Here is an 18,901-nt window from a genome sequence, read left to right as displayed (position 1 = left end):
TGCCGGGCGCCGCCTGCGTAGAAGCCTCACACCTACGCTACCTGCTATGCCCACCTACTACATTGGCTGCTCTGGCTTCTCGTACCGCGACTGGAAGGGCGTACTCTACCCCGAGGGGCTGCCACCGCGCAAGTGGTTTGCCTACTACTGCACCCAGTTCAACACCCTGGAAGTGAACGTGACCTTCTACCGGATGCCGGAACTGAAGGTGTTTGAGGGCTGGTATGAGCAAAGCCCCACCGACTTCCGGTTTGCCGTGAAGGCCCCGCGCCCCGTGACGCACTATAAGAAGTTCAACGCGGAATGTGGCCCCATTCTGGCCGATTTCTACGGCACGGTGCGCGAAGGACTGCGCGAAAAGCTGGGGCCTGTACTGTTTCAGCTCCCACCCAAGGCCACCTACACCGAGGAGTTGCTGGGCCGCATCCTGGAACACCTCGACCCCGATTTTCACAACGTGCTGGAGTTCCGGCATCCGAGCTGGTGGACGGGAGAAATCTTCCGCACCCTGGCCCGGCACGGCATCAGCTTCGTGGGCCAGAGCTACCCCGCCGCCCTGCCCAATGAGGTGGTAGTAAACACGCCGCAGGTGTACTACCGCCTGCACGGGGTGCCGGTGCTCTATACGTCGGCATACTCTGAGGAATTCCTGGCTGGCGTAGCTCAGCAGATTCAGGCAGAATCCAGCGTACGGGAGGCCTACGTGTACTTCAACAACGGCATCGGGGGCGCCGGCGTGGTGAATGCCCGGCAACTGCAGGCACTGGTAGGGGAGAAGTAAAAAGTTGCCCTCACGGGGTTTGAGGAAGGCCCTAAAAGAACGTCATGCTGAGCGGAGCCGCAGCAGACAGCTACTTTGGCAACGTTAGTGCGCAAGAGGCCTCGGCTACTGGCTTGATGTGCCACCTGCTCGGCATGTGGGCTGTTTCCTGACTTTCCTTAGAACCTAGCCGCTACGCTGCTACCCCGGGCTGGGCCTGCTGCAAGAGCCACTGATAAAGCTTGTCCACGTCGGCTTTGCGGAACAGCTCGGTTCCGGGGTTCATCGTGGCTGCCGTGCCGCAGGCCACGCCCAGACGGGCCGTTTCGCGTACCGACAGGCCCGTGGACAGGCCGTAAACCAGACCGGCTACCATCGAGTCGCCGGCGCCCACGGTGCTGCGCTTTTTCACGGCGGGGGCGGGCACGTGGTGGGTGGAGTCCCGGGTGACCACGCAGGCGCCCTGGGGGCCGAGCGACACCACCAGGATTTCGGCTTTGCCCTCGCGCACCAGGCGCTGGGCGGTTTCAGCTACGGCTTCGTTATCCAGCTCCTCCACGCCGGCCATTTTGCTTAGCTCGCCCACGTTGGGCTTGGCCAGGTACACGCCTTCTTCCAGCACGCGGTGCAGGGCCGGCCCCGAGGTATCAACCACTACTTTGATGCCCATTTGCTTAGCGGCCCGCACAATGCGCACCAAAAACTCCGGCTCCACGCCGGGCGGCAGGCTGCCGCTGATAACCAGGAAATCGGGCACGGTGGGCAGGTTGCGTAGTGTGGTCAGCACCTGCTGCTGCTCTTGCTCCGAAAGCTCGGTGCCGGGCATGCCGAAGCGGTATTGCTGGCCAGTGCGGGCGTCCACCACGATGAAATTCTCGCGGGTGCGGCTTACTGTTTCCACCGGCTGCTGCTGGATCTGCTCCTGGGTGAGGAGCTCCCGCAGCAGCTGGCCGCTGGGGCCGCCCACCGGAAACACCGCCACCGAGTCGGCCCCGAGGCGCTTAAGGGCCCGCGACACGTTGATGCCACCCCCGCCGGGCTCGAACTTGGGCGCCGCGCACCGCAGCTTCTGGTCGGGAATGATCTGGTCGGCCGTGGTGCTTTTGTCCACAGTGGGGTTCAGCGTGAGCGTTACGATGGAAGCCATGCGCGCAAGAAAATCAGGGTTGTATCGGTGAATGTACTGCGGTTTGGCGGTGGGGTTGCGGGGCGGCTTCCGAACAACTGGCGGAATTGTGCGTTTTTTGCGGCTACACTTGTTCTCCGCTCTATGCCGGTTGATATTCCTGAGCTGCGCACCGTAAACGTGACGCGCTACGTGACGCCCCTGCGCGAAGGCGGCTCGTTGCCCGCCCTGGTGGAGGCCGACGACAATTTTCTGTACGTGGTGAAGTTTCGGGGTGCCGGCCAGGGCCTGAAGGCGCTGGTAGCCGAGCTGATTGTGGGCGAGCTGGCCCGGGCTTTGGGGTTGCGCGTGCCCGAGCTGGTGTTCATCGAGCTCAACGAAGCCTTTGGCCGCACCGAGCCCGACGAGGAAATCCAGGACCTGCTGCGTGCCAGCACCGGCCGGAACCTGGCCCTGCACTACCTCAGCGGGGCCATTACGTTCGACCCGCTTGTCAAGACCATCGAGCCGCAACTAGCCTCGCTCATTGTGTGGCTCGACTGCCTGACCCTGAACGTGGACCGCACCGCCCGCAACACCAACCTGCTGATGTGGCACCGGGAGCTGTGGCTTATCGACCACGGTGCGGCCCTGTACGTGCACCACATCGGGCCGGGCTGGGCCGAGGTCAAAAACCGGCCGTTTGCCCAGGTGAAAGACCACGTGCTGCTGCCCCAGGCTGCCGAGCTGGCGTGGGCCGATGCCGAAGGGCACACCCGCCTCACCCCAGAACGCCTGCGCGCCATCGTGGCCCTGGTGCCCGACGAGTGGCTGCAGGAGCCCGACCTCACGCCCGAGCAGCAGCGCGCCAACTACGTGCAGTTCCTGGAAAACCGCCTGGCTGCGTCCGAAATCTTTGTTCAGGAAGCTACAACCGCCCGCCATGCACTTGTTTGAGTACGCCGTGCTGCGCATTGTGCCGCGGGTAGAGCGCGAAGAATTTCTCAATGTGGGTGTCATCGTGTACTGCGCTTCCCAGGGCTTTCTGGAGTGCCGCTACTGCGTGCCCGAGGCCCGGCTGCGCGCCTTCACTCATTGTGAGCTGGACGTGGATGATTTGACCGAGCGGCTGCGCTCTTTCGAGCGAATCTGCCAGGGACGGCGGCACGGCGGACCCATCGGGCAGCTGCCGGTGGCTTCGCGGTTCCGCTGGCTCACGGCCACGCGCAGCACGCTGGTGCAAACTTCGCCCGTGCACCCTGGTTTGTGTGAAGACCCCGCTGCCACCCTGGCCCGACTCTACGCCCAACTAGTAGAGTAAGCCGATACGCTGAAGAGCAGCAACAGCTTACGTCTCTACCCCGCGCGTGTCTTCTTTACGTACGTTGCCCGGCAACGCTTCTTTCGCTTATTCGCCATTCATCATGGAAAACGACATTCAGCAGCAAGTGCAGGACTACTACGGTACCGAGCTGCGCACCAGCCAGGACCTAAAAACCAACGCCTGCTGCACCGACGACATCCCGGCCGCGCACAAAAAGATTCTGGCGACGCTGGAAAGCGAAGTGCTGGAAAAGTATTACGGCTGCGGGGTGTGCATTCCGGCCGCCATTGAAGGCTGCACCGTGCTCGACCTGGGCTCCGGCTCGGGCCGCGACGCCTTCCTGCTCTCGAAGCTGGTAGGGGAGCAGGGACATGTGATTGGGGTAGATATGACCGAGGAGCAGTTGGCCGTGGCCCGCCGCCACGTAGACGCCCACACCCGCACGTTCGGCTACCAGCGGCCCAACGTTGAGTTCCGCAAAGGCTACATCGAAGATCTGCGCACCGCCGACCTCGACGACAACAGCGTAGACCTGGTAGTAAGCAACTGCGTGCTGAACCTGAGCACCGACAAAACGGCTACCTACCGCGAGATATTCCGGGTGCTAAAGCCCGGCGGGGAGCTATACATTGCCGACGTGTTTGCCGACCGCCGCGTGCCCGAAAGCCTGCGTCAGGACCCGGTGCTGTACGGGGAGTGCCTGAGCGGGGCTATGTACATCGAGGACTTCCGCCGCCTGCTGCGCCAGCTGGGCGTGCACGACTACCGCCTCACAGCCAAGCGCCAGCTCTCCATTGATAACGAGGAGATTGAGCAGAAGGTGGGCAACATTAAGTTCTACTCGCTTACGGTACGCGCCTTCAAGCTCGACCTCGAAGACCAGTGCGAAGACTTCGGGCAGGTGGCCACCTACCTGGGCACCGTGCCCGGGGAGCCGCACCGCTTCGTGCTCGACGACCACCATACCTTCGAAACCGGCCGGCCGGTGCTGGTGTGCGGTAACACGGCCGATATGCTTTCCCAGACCCGCTACGGCGCCCACTTCCGGGTGCTCGGCAGCAAAGAGCAGCATTTTGGCCTGTTTCCCTGCGGCCCCGCCCCAGCCGCCGCAGTTGCTGGTGAGGCTGCTGCTTCCTGTGGTTGCTGAGAAGCGTATACGTCGCTCCAGCATTCATTCTATCAGCTTTTCCGCACTGGTGAAACCGGGTATTTTACTGTTTTCTAGCATATGTCTCACCCTATAGACAGTATCATTTTCGACCTCGACGGTACCCTGTGGAATGCCACCAAAGCCGTTACGCAAGCCTTCCAGCAAGCGGCCGGCAGTGTCGACTATATTTCGGATACCGTGACGGTTGCCGACGTGGAAGCCGTAACTGGGCAGCCGTTCAGCGCTGTGTACGACAAGCTGTTCCCCTCTTTGCCCGCCGAGAAGCGCGACGAGTTCAAGGCCATCTGCGCTGAACAAGAGCTGCACCACGCCCGGCAATTCGGCGGCACCCCGTATCCCGGCCTGGCCGATACGGTGCGCAACCTGGCGGCGCGCTACCGCCTATTTATCGTGAGTAACTGCCAGACGGGCTACATCGAGGCCTTTTTTCAACACACCCAGCTAGAGCCGTATTTCGAGGGGCACCAGTGCTTCGGTACTAAAGGCCTGCCGAAAGCTGAGAATATCAAAGAGGTAGTAACCAACTTCCACCTACAAGCGCCCGTGTACGTGGGCGACACGCGCAGTGACTTTGAAGCCAGCCAGCTGGCTGGGGTGCCGTTTATCTTCGCCGAGTACGGCTTTGGCCAGGTCCCCGCCGCGGAGGCTCCCCAGCGCATCAGCCAACCAGCCGATTTGTTGAAGCTGCTATAAGCGGTTTGGAACCTCCTGTAATCTGTAAACAAAACGAGCCGGCCTCCACAGAAGCCGGCTCGTTTGCTGAGAACCAGTAGCCTGGGTTAGTTGGCTGGAGTCTGGTAAGGCGTCAGGCCCATGTTCTGGAACAGGAAGGCCCACTTGTCGGTCTGCTCGCTGATAACCTGAGCGGTGGAGCGGCCCGCGCCGTGGCCGGCTTTGGTTTCGATGCGGATAAGAGCCGGCGCGCCGCCTTTCTGCATTTCCTGCAGGCGGGACGCAAACTTAAATGAATGCGCGGGTACCACCCGGTCGTCGTGGTCGGCGGTGGTGACTAGGGTGGCGGGGTAGCTGGCAGGCTTGAGGGCGTGGTAAGGCGAATACTTGTAGAGGTACTCAAACATGGGCTTGGAGTCCTGGGCCGTGCCGTAGTCGTAGGCCCAGCCAGCGCCGGCCGTGAACTGGTTGTAGCGGAGCATGTCCATCACGCCCACGGCCGGGAAAGCTACTTTAAAGAGTTCAGGCCGCTGCGCCATCACGGCGCCCACCAACAGGCCACCGTTGGAACCGCCCGAAATAGCGAGGTAGTCCTTGGAGGTGTACTTGCTTTTGATCAGATATTCGCTGGCGGCAATAAAGTCGTCGAATACGTTCTGCTTTTGCAGCTTGGTGCCGGCCAGGTGCCATTTCTCGCCGTACTCGCCGCCCCCGCGCAGGTTGGCCACAGCATACACTCCGCCGTTTTCGAGCAGCACAATGGTGGAAGTGCCGAAGCTGGGCGTGAGGCTGGCGTTGAAACCGCCGTAGGCATAAAGCAGCGTGGGGTTTTTGCCGTTCAGCGCCAGCCCTTTCTTGTGGGTGATGATCATAGGCACCTTGGTGCCGTCCTTGGACGTGTAATACACCTGCTTCGACTCGTACTGGCTGGGGTCGAACTGCACGTTGGTTTTCTTGTACACCTCCGATTTGCCGGTGGCAATATCGTACCGGAAGATGGTGGGCGGGTAGATGTAAGACGTAAAGGTGTAGTACGTTTCCTTTTCTTCCTTCTTGGTGCCGAAGCCCCAGGCCGTGCCCACCGAAGGCAGCTGAATGGCGCGCTCTTTCTTGCCGTTCATATCATACTGCTCAATGAGCGTGGTGGCATCTTTGAGGTAGTTGGCGAAGATCTTGCCGCCGCCGGTGCTCACCGTCAGCACGTTTTTGGTTTCCGGAATCAGGTCTTTCCAGTTCGCGGGCTGGGGCTTCGCTGCGTCTACCGTTACTAGGCGGTTGTTGGGTGCGTTCAGGTTGGTGGCGATATAGAGCTTGCTGCCCACATTGTCCACCACATCCACGCTGCTTTTCTCGTTGTCCACGACCTGCATAATGGCACTGCCGGACTTGCTCAGGTCCTGGAGATACAGCTCGTTGCCGGTCGTGGTGTTGGCGGCCGTGATAATCAGGAAACGCTCGTCTTCCGTGAGCGAGGCCCCCACGTAGCGGCGCGGGGTCTTTTCGCCTCCAAAAATTAACTTATCGGTGCTCTGGGGCGTGCCGAGCTTGTGGTAGTAGAGCTTGTGGTACTGCGTTTTGCCGGCCAGCTGACTGCCGGCCTGGGGCTTGTCGTAGGAGCTGTAGTAGAACCCGTCGTTGCCCTGCCAGGCCAGGCCCGAGAACTTCACGTCGCGTAAGGTGTCGCCTACCTGCTTTTTGTCGGCGGTTTGCAGCACAATCACCTTGCGCCAGTCGGAGCCGCCCTCCGATATCTGGTAGGCGGCCAGGGAGCCGTCCTTGGTGAAGTTGATGCCGGCCAGCGAGGTAGTGCCGTCCTTGGCAAACTGGTTGGGGTCAAGAAACACTTCCGGTGCACCGGTGCCCGCCTGCCGGTACAGCACCGATTGGCTTTGCAGCCCCGTGTTTTTGTAGAAGTAGGTGTACTTGCCTTCCTTGAAGGGGGCGCTGTATTTCTCGTAGTTCCACAGCGTTTCCAGGCGCTTGCGGATGGCGTCGCGGTACGGAATCTGGCTGAGGTACTGCTGCGTTACCTTATTCTGTTCCTGTACCCAGCTTTTCGTGTCGGCCGACTGATCGTCTTCCAGCCAGCGGTAGGGGTCGGCCACCTTCGTGCCGAAGTAGGTGTTGACGGTGTCGACCTTGCGCGTCTGAGGGTAAGAAAGGGGCTTAATGGCGTTTTGAGCCAGGGCTGAGGTGCCGGCCAGCAGCGCCGCCAGCGCCGTACTAACGTGTTTCATGGAGTAGGTGGACGGGTGAAAGGGATGGATGCTCAAATTATGGCGCATTCCGCAGATTCTCCTCCTTCAAGCCGAAAACATCTACCTGTTGCCTGACCATAATCAGGTTGTCCCAAGACCGGTACTCTTTGTAAAAGCAGCCAGCGGGTATATTCTTCCGTGGGTTGCGTGCCAGCTGCCCAACTAGCAGTATCGTACAAAAAAGCGCCACTAGGCAGTGTAGAAAGATCCTATACTTTGAAATATAGGATTTTTCTACACTGCCTAGTGGCACCTTGGTTAGGCTGATACTGACCTAGTTACCCTGGCCCTGGCTTGAAGCTGACGCTTGGTTTGCAGGGTCATGTACCAGGGTGAGCATAATCTTGCCATTAGCAAATTTTTTGCACTCTGACGCGTAGTGCTTGCCGCATTCTGACCACGCTTCCGAGAGGAAAGTAGTTTGTGCGGTCGGAATATCAGCTTTTTCTGTCAAAGTGCCTTCCCATACAGAAGTTTCCTTTCCGGAGGGAGTAATGGTGTACTTAGTTTGTTGCATGAATACCTCATAGTTGAGGTTCAATAGCTTACGTGTCATGTATTCGGTGCGCACCACGTCTTGGATCCAGGTGCCATTCCCGTTGCCATTGTAAACCATGTGGTAGTTATACGTGTCGCAGGGGAGAGGACGGGCTTCGCCAATGGCTCCGTTACCATTTGTGCTACCATTGCCGTTTCCACCACGAATAGAACTTTCCTGGGTAGCGGCAAGGGGCTGTATGTTGTCGGACTCTTTGGAGCAGCTGGCGAAAAACAGGGATGCGCCGAGCGCAAGAGTGGTCGGGAAAAAGGGTAAAGCTTTCATGATGGTAAGATGTATAGTGAAATGCCCTGATTGGCATGATATGGATTATAACGTGATCCTAAAAATGGGGTTGTAATTTCGAAAAATATTTTTTAAAATAACGCGCTAGCGGACATATATAGAAATATTAACATGGAATTAGCGAATGTTTATATTATATCACGCTAATATTCAGTTTGTTGCCAGTGTATGCTTATAAGAGGTATTAGATTGCTTCAGATATTAAACCCATCTGGTACTATAGCAGGATGAACTGCTAGTCAAAGGAGCAAATCGGGCTTACTATCCAAATGCTTCTGGTACCTAAGGTTTTATGTAAGACCCTCCATCTTCAGTCACGCAATGAGACGAAATGGACTTTGGTAGAAGGCGGAAGCGGAGGCAAGCGGATAAACACGTCCTCAAACGGTGCGGAAGGGGGCAAGTTGTTACTAACGGGGCAAAAAAGCTGCCTTGGCGATGAGACCAAGGCAGCGTACTACTTATCTATACTATGGCCGGCCTCTGCCGCGTCCTCAACTTAGTGATTAATGGGCGCTTCAATCACAATAAAGCGCGCTTCCGTTAGGCATTTCACAGCCACAGTATCGGTATTCCATAGGCCGATACTGTCACGCTTGTCCACCGACTGCCCGTTTACTTGCACGCTGCCGTCGATTACGAAAATGAATACTGCTTTATTCAGCGGCTTGAGGTCATAGCGTAGTTCATGGCCGGCCTCGAAGTAGCCGAGAGATAGGCGCGCGTTCTGATTGATCCAGCAATGCGCCGTGCCCTCCTCGTTGCTGACGATGGTGACCAGCTGGTTGCGGCGCTTCTCTTCCGGAAACTGCCGCCGCTGGTAGCGCGGGGTGATGTTGCCTAGCTTGGGCTCAATCCAGATCTGCAGGAAGTTTACTTCGTCGTCGCCCACGTTGTATTCCTCATGGCGCAGGCCGCTGCCGGCACTCATAATCTGCACGCCACCCGGCTCAATTACCTCCGAGTAGCCTAAAGAATCCTTGTGATTCATGCGCCCGGCCAGCAGCACCGAAATGATTTCCATGTTCTGGTGCGCATGCAGGCCGAAGCCCCCACCTTTCTGCACGAAATCATCATTGAACACCCGCAACAAGCCGAACCCGCTCCGTTCGGGGTTAGCGTAGCTGCTGAAGGAAAACGTGAAGTTGCTTTGCAGCCAGCCAATGTCTTTCAGCCCCCGTTCGGCGGCCCGGATGATGCGGTGGTTCATGGTAATCAGGCTGCTAGCTCTTTGTGGAAGGCTACTTCGGCTACGGATTTGCGCAGCCGCGGAGCCTGTTCGCGGCTGCGGAAAGGCTCTTCCAGCTGCTCCGCCGCGCCAAGGTAGCCAAGGGCCAGGAAGGCCACGGGCTGTAGGGCGTCGGGCAGCTCGAAGGTAGCCTTGGTTTTCGCCGGGTCAAAGCCTCCCATGAAGTGGCCATGCAGGCCCAGGGCCGTAGCTTCCAGCATCAGGTTGGCATTGGCCATGCCTAAATCGTGCAGGGCAGCCGGGTTGGGGTTGCCATTGTCGAACTGGGTCTGCGCCAGCGCCAGAATCAGCACCGGCGCGTGCTTGGCCCAGGGCTGGTTGCCGGGCAGCAGGCAGTCAACCATCTTCTGAAAGGTTTCCTGGTCGGCGTGGTGGGCATAGATGTAGCGCCAGGGCTGGGCGTTCATGGCGCTGGCGGCCCAGGAGGCAGCCTCAAATACTTGTTGCAGGGTTTCGGGCGCTACCGGGTAGCTGGCAAAAGCGCGTGGGCTCCACCGCTTCCGAATGGTTTCCTGGACAGGGTAGGTGGTGAGGGCGTGTTTCATGGCAAGACAAGGCAAAGGCCAGCGGCGCACAGGCAGCCGGGGCTGGCGAGTAAGAAATAGAAAAGACCCGCTTGACCACGCATACGCAAGCAGCGTGGCCGAGGGGAAAATGAATTAGAAATTCATGGGAACTTCCATGAGCAGGAGGCGGGCGGCCGAGTCAGCCTGGAAAGCCAGGATATCGGTGTCCCAAACGCCCAGTCCGTCGCGGGAGTGCAGAGTCTGGCCGTTTACCGTCACGTCGCCTTCCAGCACGAACACGTACACCCCGTTGCCGGTTTTTTTCAGGGCATACTCGGCCGAGTGGCCAGCCGAGAAATCGGCGAGGTGAAACCACGCATCCTGGTGAATCCAGACGCCGGCATCATCGGGTGCGGGCGACAGGATTTGCTGAAACTGATTGGCGCGGTCGGCCGCCTGAAAAGTCTGTTGGTCGTAGCGGGGCGTTACGTTGCGCTTGTTGGGGAACACCCAGATCTGGAGAAACTTCACCTGCTCGGTGTGGCTGTGGTTTTTCTCGCTGTGCGCAATGTCCGTCCCGGCACTCATCACCTGCACGTCGCCCTGGCGGATGATGCCGTGGTTGCCGGCGCTGTCTTTGTGCTCCAGGGTGCCCTCCAACGGAATGCTGATGATTTCCATGTTGTCGTGCGGGTGGGTGCCGAAGCCCATGCCCGCTGCCACGGTGTCGTCGTTGAGCACGCGCAAAGCCCCGAAGTGCACCCGCTCGGGATTCTGGTAGCCCGCAAAGCTGAACGAGTGGTAAGAATTAAGCCAACCGTGGCTGGCGTGGCCGCGGCTGGAAGCCGCGTGAAGAACCGTTTTCATGGGAGTAGTACAAATTCCAACATCAGTTCGGGGTGAACTGAATGCGAATATATGTACATACATAGGTTTCGAAAAAATGTTTCCTTTTCACCTGAAATAATATTTAGAAAAGAGAATGACTAACTGCTATAATCGACTGGACAAGCCAAACCAACAAGCAAGTGGGCGCATAAGATTTATTAGGAAAAGGCAATACCCTTCGAAGCAGCTATTGCACCAGTAGGCGCTGCCTGCCCAGACTACGGCCATCGGGCCCAAAGCAGCCGACGATGTAGAGGCCGGGCGCAACGTCTTGCAGGGATAGGGTAGCGGAGCTAGCAGGAACGCGGCGCAACTCCTGGCCCAGCAAGGTGCAAAGCTGCAGGTAGCTGCCAGCAGGTGGGGGCGTAGTCCAGCGGACAAGCGTAGTGCCGGTAGCTGGGTTGGGCGCCAGGTGCCAGCCAGGTGCCGCAGCCGGCGGGGTGCTGGCCGTGGCCGTACAGTTCAGGGCCGATATATAGCGCCACAGTTCGGTATCGAAGGAAGAAAGCGCCAAACGGGGGTTGCCGGCCGAATTTCCCTGGCGCACAACCACCAGCCCCAGACTGGGCACCACGTAGATTTTCTGGTCGTTTTTGCCGAGGGCGGCTACCAGGTCGGCGGGAGCAGACGGAATAAGCGCCCCTGGCAAAACGGTTTGCTGGGGGCCGGGGAGTTTATAAGAGGTTTGGCCGTTTAGCCACCAGAGGTAACCGTACGCCTGGTTAAACGCCTGGGAAGGCGTCAGCATCTGCTGGCGGTAAGCAGCATCGGTAAGCACCGGCAGGCTATTCCACTGGCCATTTGCCAAGGTGAGCAGCCCAAAGCGGGCCATGTCGCGGGCGCGGCTGTAGTACACCCCATTCACCCACAGGCCCCGCATCCCAATCCGCTCCGTCAGCTTTTGGCTGGTGTACTGGTTGATGGGTAGGCTGCTGGCTTTGGCTAACACGTCCAGCAGCCGGCGGTATGCCCCGGTATGATAGGCCCAGCGGCTGCCGGCCGGCGCCAGATAAAGCAGGCAGGCCGGGTCAGTAGTCTCGTTGTCGCAGGGTAGTGGCGGGGTATCGTCTAAGCCGGAAGTCATGGTTAGCAGGTGGCGCACGGTAATCTGGCGCTCCTGAGCGGAGGTAGTCGACGTCCAGGCGCGGCCGAGGTAGCGGGATACGCTGTCGTCCAAACTCACCAAGCCTTGCTGGTGCGCTATGCCCACCAGCGTAGCCGTCAGGGCCTTGCTGGCCGAAGCCCAGTACCAGACCGAATCCTGCGTGTAGGTGCCGTAGTACTGCTCTACAACCACGCGGCCGTCTTTGAGGATGATAAACGACTTGGTGCCCTTGCGCCCCAGAAAATTCAGGAGCGAGTCGAGGCGGGGCTGGCACCAGCCCAGGCTTTGCGGGGAAGTCGTAGCCCAGGTCGCCCCCGCAAGCGGTGGGAAATAAAGGGGCTGCTGGGCATGAGCAAAAGAAGCCCCTATCAATAGCAACAGGTAGAGTAGCGCGTATCTCATAAGCAGACCGGGAAGTTACAGGCGGGGGCTTGGACGGCAAGGCGGAAGAATAGTTTAACGCCAATATTTCAGCGGATTTCCGCCGCCTGGTCCGTAGTATATTTGCGGGCTTGAGTTATGCTTTCACCGTTGCCTGCTTCCGTTGTTTCGCGCCTGGCCCCTACGCCCAGCGGATTTCTGCACCTAGGCAACGCCGTGAACTTCACCCTTACCTGGCTGCTGGTGCGGCAGGCCGGCGGCACCCTGCACCTGCGCATCGACGACCTGGACCGGGCCCGGGTGCGGCCGCAGTACCTGGAAAATATCTTCCGCACCATCGACTGGCTGGGCCTCGACTACGACTTTGGCCCCACCGGCCTCGACGATTTTGAGCAGCACTATTCCCAGCGCCATTATTTAAGTGACTACACTGCCGTGTTGCAAGCGACATTGGCTGCAAACCCCACAATGGTGTATGCGTGCCGCTGCTCCCGCACCGGGTTGGCCCGCACGTCCACAGATGGCCGCTACCCTGGTACTTGCCGGGGTGCCCAGGTGGAAGCCGCCGTCGCGGACGTGGCCTGGCGCGTCCGGGTTCCGGAGGAGACGCTGGTTTGTTTCGATGACTTATGGCAGGGGCCCGTGCAAGTAGGCCTGGCCCGGGAGCTGGGCGATTTTGTCATCCGCAAGAAGGACGGCTGGCCCGCGTACCAGCTAGCGTCGATAATAGACGATGTGCGCCTGGGCGTAACGCTGATTGTGCGCGGGCTGGACTTGCTGCCAAGCACAGCCGCCCAACTGTGGCTAGCGCAGTACCTGCCCGGGATGGAGGCCTTTCGCCGGGTGCAATTTGGGCATCATACCCTCATTTCTGGCGCCGATGGGGTCAAGCTCTCCAAATCAACGCAAGCCTCAAGCCAGCGGGGTATCATGGCCGAGGCCGGCGGGCCAGTGGTGGTATACCGGGTGGTGGCTCAGCTGCTGGGGTTGCCAGTAGCAGCGGCTTCGTCGCTGATTAGCCTGCAGTCGGCGCTAAGCACTGCACGGAACGCGTAAATCCAGGTAAAGCAGCCGCCAGCGGCCATCAGCCCCGCGGCCAAAGTGAAACCGAAAGCCCGTATTGGTTTGCAAAACGGTGCGCAGCACCCGTTGTTGGGCGGCTTTGCCTTGTGCGGCCGTTCCGCCTCGTAACGTCGCGTAGGGCCACACGTCCAGCGTTTGGAAGGCCGCTCCGGGGCCAGCAAAACAGCCTTCCTGCGCAAAGCCACTGCGGCCTTCGCCCTGGGCACCGCAGTCGAACCGGGGAAATTGCGCCACGGAAACGGGAGCAGGGCAGTCCATGAGCTGCCGGGCTATTGAGAGAAGTGGCAACTGCTGGTACTCGCGCCGAAAGGCCGTGACGCGGGAAACACGGGAGAGAAGCGGCATGGCCCCGGGCTGCTCAAGAATCCAGAGCCCCGCGGTTGGATCAATCAGGGTCTGAAGTGCGACGGTATCCTGCTGCTTTAGGGCTTGGTTGAACTGCTTCCAGCTGGCCAGAAAAGAGGTGTCGGCAGCAGCGGGCGGCGTATTGTTCTTCGGAGGCGGAACGGAAGTAGAGGCCTTGGAGGGTGCCGGAAGCGTCGCCGGAGCCTCAACAGCTTGTTGGGTATGAGTGTCTGAGTGACATCCAGCGCCACCGAGAAGAACCAAGCCACCCAGGATGAAAGCCAGGGTCTTCATCAGCGCAGCTCCTTTTTGAATTCCTCAGCCCAATGATCGGCCAGGCGCGTGGGCTCGGGCAGCTTATAGCCGCGCAGGCAGGCCAGCGTGAGGCGCGTGGCCGTGGCCTGGTCGCAGAGGTGGCCCGGCGACACAAACAGCGGGTTCACCTTGTCCTTGCTGCGAATAACCTCGCCCAGCAGCTCCCCACTTTTATCGGTCAAGGGCGTGATGCTGCCTTTCTGGAGGGCGGGCTCCTGGTACACGCCGGTCAGCTTTTGCTTGGCAACGCCAAACGTTGGGCGGTTGAGCATCACGCCCAGGTGCGCGGCAATGCCCATACGGCGCGGGTGCGCAATGCCGTGCCCATCCACCATAATCACGTCGGGCCGGTGCTGCAGCTTTTCGTAGGCCAGCAGCAAGTTAGGCGCTTCGCGGAAAGCCAGCAGCCCCGGTATGTAAGGCAGCGTCACGGGGCTGGTGTGGTACACTTTCTCCACAACCTCCAAAGAAGGAAACCGCAAAACCACAAAAACGGACAGCACCGTTTCGGGGGTGGGAAATGAAGAGTCGCAGCCAGCTACAAGCGTAGGCTCGGCGGCCAGCGGCTGCAGCTGTACGTGGGTGCGCAGCTCGTCCTGCTGGCGCGTGAGGTCACGGACTATAATTGGGTCGGCGGGCGGGTGGTAAGGACGGTAATAGGCCATGGATGAAAGAGGGTAGGGGGAGATGAGCGAATGAGTAAATGAGCGTTATACGGCGGGGCTGACACCTTTATCCATCTGGCAGGTCATTCCCTGATCTACTGATCCGGCTCTTCGCCTAGTCCCCCAGCTACCGACTCACCCATTGCCTAACCCGGCTGGGTTTCTCTGCGTTAAGACACATCCTGCCGGGTTGCTCCTATGCTGCCTCCGGCGGGCTGCTATGCCCAAACCCGAACAACCTGCCCATACCGGTGCCGGCCCGCACATAGAGCGGCGCTATTTTATTGATATCGAGCACTCCAAGAAATCAGCTAAGGAGCTGTTTCACGACATTAAATGCGACCTAGAGAAGTTTTCGCCCGATCTGCTGGCTGATTTCCACAAGGAAAAAGGGGAGGCGCACAGTCTGGCCGTCGGCGACGAATTTCACATCAAGATTCTGGGTCCCTGGAATGGCGAAGTACGCGTGACGGAAGTAGCTGATCAACACTTTGAGCTGATTACCTTGGAAGGGCACCCCGAGGCCGGCCGCATCCGGTTCTCGGCCCGCAACCTGCCCACCAAACCTGATACGCTGCGTTTTGAAATTCACTCCTGGGCCCGCTCCCGCGACGGGCTGGTGGCTTTTGCCTACAGTACCATCGGGGTAGGTAAGCAAGTGCAGGAGCAAACCTGGGTGACGTTCTGCCAGCGCGCGGCGGAGGCCAGCGGCGGCACCCCCACCGGGCCTGTGCAGGTAGAAACAGTGGAACAGGACGGAAACGGGCAGCACACCGACCACCATGAGCGCACCATCTAAGGCACCGGCGCTGTGGGAGCAGCAGCAAGCCCGGCTTCAGGCCTATGAAAACTCGGCGGTGAACTTCGACCTCACCCGCGTGAGTGAGTACACCGCCGAAAACGGCTGGCGCATCGACGACTACGAGGTAGAACTTCCTCAGGAGGCCCCCGGCCCGCCCGCGCCACACGGCAGCTGGGCCGCCGCCCAGGAGGTACTGCGGCGCTACTCCTTCCCCCCCCCCAACCTGATTACGGGCATCTTCGTGCCGGATCAGCCCCTGGAAAAGCGGCTGATGGTGCTGCGGGCGCAGTTTCTGGGCTTCTCGTTCTGGTTTGGCGTGCGCGTGGGCGGGGTTACGGATGAGCGGCGCGCTTCACCCGATGGGGAGGAGCAGGTGTGGGGCTACAACTACCGCACCCTGGAAGGGCACTTCGAGCGGGGGCAGATTGACTTCACCATCCATAAGTTGCTGGCCACCGGGCGCGTCCTGTTCCGGATTCACGCCTTTTCCCAGGTGGGCCAGATCCGCAACCCATTCTACTGGATTGGCTTTAAGCTCTTTGGCCGGATGCTGCAAAAGCGCTTCGCCCGCGAGTCTATGCGCCGCCTGCAGGAGCAGGTAGCCGAAATCATGCGCACCGGCCAAACCACGCCGACGGCGCCCGCCACGCCCGTGCAGGCAGCCTCCGAAAGCAAAGCCGCCCAGGAGCAGCTAGACAAAGCCCAGTAAAGCCCTACCGCAGTTGCTGCCGGTCCTGCAGGCGCAGCTTTAGCTTTTGGATAATGGCTTGGTCTGGTCCCGTCAGGAGGTTGATTTGGGTGCCATGCTCCCGGGCCAGGGGCTCCTCAACGGTCGTCAGGCGCTGTACCCGCTGGAAATGCTGCTCATCTTCTTTATCGGGGCCCCCATCCTCGGTTACCAGCACAAAGGCCCGGATGGTGCTCAGATCCGGAAACCAGTACACGTAATCGGCATTAAACGAAACGGCCAGGGGGAGCCTGCCGCGGCTGTAGTAGTTGAGGGCGCCCGTCTGGCCGTAGTTGTCGCAGAGCACCAGGGTATGCGCCCGGAGGGAATCGGGGAGGAGCTGGTAGGCGGCTACGGCCTTGTCCGTCATTTCGCGCCAGCCCAGCATATCGGCAAAGTCCTGGGGCAGGGGGTGGTTCTGCCCGTCTTCCCAGCGCAGCAAACCCAGCGCCTCAAAGTCGGCGGCCCGGGCCTGCAGGGCGGCGGGCGGCTGCAGCGGAAACCCTACCCGCAGCATGGGCACAATGAGCAGCAGCTGCACCAGCGGCAGCACCGGCCGTAGGTAGCGCCAGCGCCCGGCCCGCAGCAGGTGTTCCATATACACGGCGCCTACCGCCAGCAGCGGCGGATACAGCCCAATGGCGTAGTAGTCTTTGGCGTGCAGCCCCAGAAAAATAGCCAGCGTCAGGAGCACGCTCCAGCCCAGAAACCGGTAAGGCCGCAGCGCGGGCCAGCGGGCCAGGCCCACGCCAGCCGCAACCAGCAGCCAGAAGCTATTCAGGAAAAACAGCAGCTGGCTTTTCAGGAAATCCGAAGCCTCTACATTCACCAGTTGGGTGCGCTTCAGCTCTTGCATGTGCCACACCACCGGGAAATGGTGCTGCACCTGCCAGAGCAGGTTCGGCAGGAAAATCAGCAACGCCAGCCCCGCCGCCAGGTAGATGGCCCGCCGCCCAAACACCCGCTGGCGGTGCTCCGACAGCAGCAAGGCCGGCAGCATGCCGGCCGCCCAAAACACGACGTTGTACTTGTTAAGCATGCCCAGGCCCAGCACGGCTCCTAGGGCCAGCATCCAGGCCAGGCGCGTGGTGTGCAGGTAGCGCACCAGGCAATAGGTGGCCGCCGTCCAGGCCAAGACATCAAACGAGTTGGGCTGAAACAGCAGGTTGATGCGCAGCAAGGCCGAGAGCAGGACGGCCCCGGCGGCCAGCAGCTTGGCGTAGAAGCCCCCACCCAGCTCGTGCACCAGCGCCCATACCAGCACCAGCGTCAGCACCCCGAAGAAAGCCGGAAAAAAATGCACCCAGTACTCGCCCCCGCCCAGGGCCTGCACCAGCCACGCCACCCACGAGGTAAGCGGGGGCAGGGAGATGTAGCCCCAGGCCAAATGGTTGGCCTGGTCCAGGTGCAGATACTCGTCGCGGTGTAACTGGTAGGCCGGGTGAATGAGCAAAGACTGAGCGGCGAGGCGAAGCGCAGCTAGCCCGAGCAGCCAGCCCCCGTAGAACGGGGACTTAGGGGGAGAAGAGGGCATTGGTAGAATTAGGGAATAACGACCTCGGGAGTAAGGGGCAGCAAGATAAGCGACCCGGCCGCACAACCTTCCCCCCGCATCGGAGTTATTACAGTTCGTTTTTTGAGCCTTTCTATGATGAGTACAACCAAAGCATACGCCGCCCCCGCGGCCAGCAGCCCCCTGGCGCCGTTCCAGTTCGAGCGGCGTGAAGTGGGCGCCCACGACGTGCAGATTGAAATCCTGTTTTGTGGAGTCTGCCACTCTGACCTGCACCAGGTGCGCGACGAGTGGGGCGGCTCCATCTTCCCCATGGTGCCCGGCCACGAAATTGTAGGCCGCGTAACGCAGGTGGGCGCCCACGTGAAAAACTTCCGGGTAGGCGACTTAGCTGGCGTAGGCTGCATGGTAGATTCCTGCCGTACCTGCCCCAGCTGCCAGGAGGGCCTGGAGCAGTACTGCGAGGTGGGCATGGTAGGCACTTACGGCGGCCGCGAGCGGGGCACGGGCGCACCCACGTACGGTGGCTACTCCACCCAGATTGTGGTGGACGAGGCCTATACCCTACGCGTGCCCGATACGCTGCCCCTGGCCGGGGTGGCTCCGCTGCTGTGCGCCGGCATCACCACCTACTCGCCGCTGCGTCAGTGGAAGGTTGGACCGGGACACCGGGTGGGCGTCATGGGCCTGGGCGGGCTGGGCCACATGGCCGTGAAGCTGGCCGCCGCCATGGGTGCCGAGGTAACCGTGCTCAGCACCTCCCCCGACAAGGAAGCCGATGCCCGGGCGCTGGGGGCGCATAAGTTTGTAGTGACGAAAGACAAATCCGCCCTCAAAAGCGTCAGCAACTACTTCGACTTCATCCTGAACACCGTGTCGGCTCCGCTGGACCTGAGCCAGTACGTGAGCCTGCTGCGCCGCGACGGTACCATGATCCTGCTCGGCGTGCCCCCGGAAGCCCCGCAGCTGCACGCCTTCCAGCTCATTGGCAAGCGCCGCCGCATTGCCGGCTCCCTCATCGGCGGCATCCAGGAAACCCAGGAAATGCTCGACTTCTGCGCCCAGCACAACATTGTTTCGGACGTGGAAGTCATTCCGATGAGCTACATCAACGAGGCCTACGAGCGGATGCTGAAGAGTGACGTGAAGTACCGCTTCGTTATCGACTTGGCCACGCTGAAGTAACCA

Annotated in this window: 19 protein-coding genes; 9 read left to right on the top strand and 10 right to left on the bottom strand. The window is 60.3% G+C overall.

The window, feature by feature from the left end; genetic code table 11:
- Window positions 1-46 precede the first annotated feature (46 nt).
- Window positions 47-781, top strand: a complete 735-nt coding sequence (locus FY528_RS09240; protein ID WP_149070716.1) for a DUF72 domain-containing protein — start codon at window positions 47-49, stop codon at window positions 779-781.
- A 172-nt stretch (window positions 782-953) separates the two neighbouring features.
- Here FY528_RS09240 and FY528_RS09235 read toward each other — a convergent pair whose 3' ends face one another.
- A complete protein-coding gene (locus tag FY528_RS09235) occupies window positions 954-1,907 on the bottom strand; it encodes a 1-phosphofructokinase family hexose kinase (protein WP_149070715.1) in 954 nt (317 codons plus the stop codon).
- A gap of 123 nt (window positions 1,908-2,030) precedes the next feature.
- Here FY528_RS09235 and FY528_RS09230 point away from each other — a divergent pair, with 123 nt between their 5' ends.
- From FY528_RS09230 to FY528_RS09215, 4 genes are all read left to right on the top strand, one after another.
- Window positions 2,031-2,822: a HipA family kinase gene (locus tag FY528_RS09230; RefSeq protein ID WP_149070714.1), complete on the top strand. Its 792-nt coding sequence runs from the start codon at window positions 2,031-2,033 to the stop codon at window positions 2,820-2,822.
- A complete protein-coding gene (locus FY528_RS09225; protein WP_149070713.1) occupies window positions 2,809-3,186 on the top strand; it encodes a DUF3037 domain-containing protein in 378 nt (125 codons plus the stop codon). The genes FY528_RS09230 and FY528_RS09225 overlap by 14 nt, the downstream gene beginning before the upstream one ends.
- A 103-nt stretch (window positions 3,187-3,289) precedes the next feature.
- Window positions 3,290-4,336 (top strand): methyltransferase domain-containing protein, encoded by a 1,047-nt coding sequence (locus FY528_RS09220; RefSeq protein WP_149070712.1) that lies wholly within the window; start codon window positions 3,290-3,292, stop codon window positions 4,334-4,336.
- An 81-nt stretch (window positions 4,337-4,417) separates the two neighbouring features.
- Window positions 4,418-5,053 carry an HAD family hydrolase gene (locus tag FY528_RS09215; protein ID WP_149070711.1) on the top strand — a complete coding sequence of 212 codons (636 nt, stop codon included), beginning with the start codon at window positions 4,418-4,420 and terminating at the stop codon, window positions 5,051-5,053.
- A gap of 86 nt (window positions 5,054-5,139) precedes the next feature.
- Here the strand turns inward: FY528_RS09215 and FY528_RS09210 are convergent, their stop codons facing one another.
- From FY528_RS09210 to FY528_RS09185, 6 genes are all read right to left on the bottom strand, one after another.
- The gene (locus FY528_RS09210; RefSeq protein ID WP_149070710.1) at window positions 5,140-7,269 is read right to left on the bottom strand and encodes a prolyl oligopeptidase family serine peptidase; all 2,130 of its coding nucleotides are present in this window, start codon (window positions 7,267-7,269) and stop codon (window positions 5,140-5,142) included.
- 295 nt (window positions 7,270-7,564) lie between these two features.
- Window positions 7,565-8,113 carry a hypothetical protein gene (locus tag FY528_RS09205; protein WP_149070709.1) on the bottom strand — a complete coding sequence of 183 codons (549 nt, stop codon included), beginning with the start codon at window positions 8,111-8,113 and terminating at the stop codon, window positions 7,565-7,567.
- Between the two features lie 520 nt (window positions 8,114-8,633).
- Window positions 8,634-9,344 carry a pirin family protein gene (locus FY528_RS09200; protein ID WP_149070708.1) on the bottom strand — a complete coding sequence of 237 codons (711 nt, stop codon included), beginning with the start codon at window positions 9,342-9,344 and terminating at the stop codon, window positions 8,634-8,636.
- A 5-nt stretch (window positions 9,345-9,349) separates the two neighbouring features.
- Entirely contained in the window at window positions 9,350-9,928 is a 579-nt protein-coding gene (locus FY528_RS09195) for a nitroreductase family protein (protein WP_149070707.1), read from the bottom strand.
- 114 nt (window positions 9,929-10,042) lie between these two features.
- On the bottom strand, window positions 10,043-10,756 hold the full coding sequence (locus FY528_RS09190; RefSeq protein ID WP_149070706.1) for a pirin family protein: 714 nt from the start codon (window positions 10,754-10,756) through the stop codon (window positions 10,043-10,045).
- A 208-nt stretch (window positions 10,757-10,964) separates the two neighbouring features.
- Entirely contained in the window at window positions 10,965-12,284 is a 1,320-nt protein-coding gene (locus FY528_RS09185; RefSeq protein ID WP_149070705.1) for a serine hydrolase domain-containing protein, read from the bottom strand.
- A gap of 117 nt (window positions 12,285-12,401) precedes the next feature.
- Here FY528_RS09185 and FY528_RS09180 point away from each other — a divergent pair, with 117 nt between their 5' ends.
- Window positions 12,402-13,319, top strand: a complete 918-nt coding sequence (locus FY528_RS09180) for a glutamate--tRNA ligase family protein (protein ID WP_149070704.1) — start codon at window positions 12,402-12,404, stop codon at window positions 13,317-13,319.
- On the opposite strand, the gene FY528_RS09175 is transcribed toward FY528_RS09180, so the two are convergent.
- Both FY528_RS09175 and nfi read right to left on the bottom strand, forming a co-directional pair.
- Window positions 13,296-13,691 (bottom strand): hypothetical protein, encoded by a 396-nt coding sequence (locus FY528_RS09175; protein ID WP_149070703.1) that lies wholly within the window; start codon window positions 13,689-13,691, stop codon window positions 13,296-13,298. The two genes, FY528_RS09180 and FY528_RS09175, sit on opposite strands and share 24 nt — an antisense overlap.
- A 293-nt stretch (window positions 13,692-13,984) precedes the next feature.
- The gene (gene nfi, locus FY528_RS09170; RefSeq protein WP_149070702.1) at window positions 13,985-14,671 is read right to left on the bottom strand and encodes a deoxyribonuclease V; all 687 of its coding nucleotides are present in this window, start codon (window positions 14,669-14,671) and stop codon (window positions 13,985-13,987) included.
- 220 nt (window positions 14,672-14,891) lie between these two features.
- On the opposite strand from nfi, the gene FY528_RS09165 reads away from it, so the two are divergent.
- Both FY528_RS09165 and FY528_RS09160 read left to right on the top strand, forming a co-directional pair.
- Window positions 14,892-15,470: a DUF1990 family protein gene (locus FY528_RS09165; RefSeq protein WP_149070701.1), complete on the top strand. Its 579-nt coding sequence runs from the start codon at window positions 14,892-14,894 to the stop codon at window positions 15,468-15,470.
- The gene (locus tag FY528_RS09160) at window positions 15,454-16,182 is read left to right on the top strand and encodes a DUF1990 domain-containing protein (RefSeq protein ID WP_149070700.1); all 729 of its coding nucleotides are present in this window, start codon (window positions 15,454-15,456) and stop codon (window positions 16,180-16,182) included. The genes FY528_RS09165 and FY528_RS09160 overlap by 17 nt, the downstream gene beginning before the upstream one ends.
- A gap of 4 nt (window positions 16,183-16,186) precedes the next feature.
- On the opposite strand, the gene FY528_RS09155 is transcribed toward FY528_RS09160, so the two are convergent.
- Window positions 16,187-17,734 carry a glycosyltransferase family 39 protein gene (locus tag FY528_RS09155; protein WP_149070699.1) on the bottom strand — a complete coding sequence of 516 codons (1,548 nt, stop codon included), beginning with the start codon at window positions 17,732-17,734 and terminating at the stop codon, window positions 16,187-16,189.
- Between the two features lie 117 nt (window positions 17,735-17,851).
- On the opposite strand from FY528_RS09155, the gene FY528_RS09150 reads away from it, so the two are divergent.
- Complete coding sequence (locus tag FY528_RS09150) at window positions 17,852-18,898, top strand: NAD(P)-dependent alcohol dehydrogenase (RefSeq protein ID WP_149070698.1); 1,047 nt, start codon at window positions 17,852-17,854, stop codon at window positions 18,896-18,898.
- Window positions 18,899-18,901 lie beyond the last annotated feature (3 nt).

The organism is Hymenobacter lutimineralis (assembly GCF_008271285.1).
Taxonomy (GTDB): Bacteria; Bacteroidota; Bacteroidia; order Cytophagales; family Hymenobacteraceae; genus Hymenobacter; species Hymenobacter lutimineralis.
This window is presented reverse-complemented; position numbering and strand designations above follow the sequence as displayed.

Bases quoted from the DNA above. Each gene is read 5' to 3' on its own strand.
- FY528_RS09195 (WP_149070707.1), bottom strand. From the start codon at position 9,928: ATGAAACACGCCCTCACCACCTACCCTGTCCAGGAAACCATTCGGAAG.
- FY528_RS09235 (WP_149070715.1), bottom strand. From the start codon at position 1,907: ATGGCTTCCATCGTAACGCTCACGCTGAACCCCACTGTGGACAAAAGC.
- FY528_RS09220 (WP_149070712.1), top strand. From the start codon at position 3,290: ATGGAAAACGACATTCAGCAGCAAGTGCAGGACTACTACGGTACCGAG.
- FY528_RS09150 (WP_149070698.1), top strand. From the start codon at position 17,852: ATGAGTACAACCAAAGCATACGCCGCCCCCGCGGCCAGCAGCCCCCTG.
- FY528_RS09200 (WP_149070708.1), bottom strand. From the start codon at position 9,344: ATGAACCACCGCATCATCCGGGCCGCCGAACGGGGGCTGAAAGACATT.
- nfi (WP_149070702.1), bottom strand. From the start codon at position 14,671: ATGGCCTATTACCGTCCTTACCACCCGCCCGCCGACCCAATTATAGTC.
- FY528_RS09240 (WP_149070716.1), top strand. From the start codon at position 47: ATGCCCACCTACTACATTGGCTGCTCTGGCTTCTCGTACCGCGACTGG.
- FY528_RS09210 (WP_149070710.1), bottom strand. From the start codon at position 7,269: ATGAAACACGTTAGTACGGCGCTGGCGGCGCTGCTGGCCGGCACCTCA.
- FY528_RS09180 (WP_149070704.1), top strand. From the start codon at position 12,402: ATGCTTTCACCGTTGCCTGCTTCCGTTGTTTCGCGCCTGGCCCCTACG.
- FY528_RS09225 (WP_149070713.1), top strand. From the start codon at position 2,809: ATGCACTTGTTTGAGTACGCCGTGCTGCGCATTGTGCCGCGGGTAGAG.
- FY528_RS09230 (WP_149070714.1), top strand. From the start codon at position 2,031: ATGCCGGTTGATATTCCTGAGCTGCGCACCGTAAACGTGACGCGCTAC.
- FY528_RS09165 (WP_149070701.1), top strand. From the start codon at position 14,892: ATGCCCAAACCCGAACAACCTGCCCATACCGGTGCCGGCCCGCACATA.
- FY528_RS09160 (WP_149070700.1), top strand. From the start codon at position 15,454: ATGAGCGCACCATCTAAGGCACCGGCGCTGTGGGAGCAGCAGCAAGCC.
- FY528_RS09185 (WP_149070705.1), bottom strand. From the start codon at position 12,284: ATGAGATACGCGCTACTCTACCTGTTGCTATTGATAGGGGCTTCTTTT.
- FY528_RS09175 (WP_149070703.1), bottom strand. From the start codon at position 13,691: ATGCCGCTTCTCTCCCGTGTTTCCCGCGTCACGGCCTTTCGGCGCGAG.
- FY528_RS09190 (WP_149070706.1), bottom strand. From the start codon at position 10,756: ATGAAAACGGTTCTTCACGCGGCTTCCAGCCGCGGCCACGCCAGCCAC.
- FY528_RS09205 (WP_149070709.1), bottom strand. From the start codon at position 8,113: ATGAAAGCTTTACCCTTTTTCCCGACCACTCTTGCGCTCGGCGCATCC.
- FY528_RS09215 (WP_149070711.1), top strand. From the start codon at position 4,418: ATGTCTCACCCTATAGACAGTATCATTTTCGACCTCGACGGTACCCTG.
- FY528_RS09155 (WP_149070699.1), bottom strand. From the start codon at position 17,734: ATGCCCTCTTCTCCCCCTAAGTCCCCGTTCTACGGGGGCTGGCTGCTC.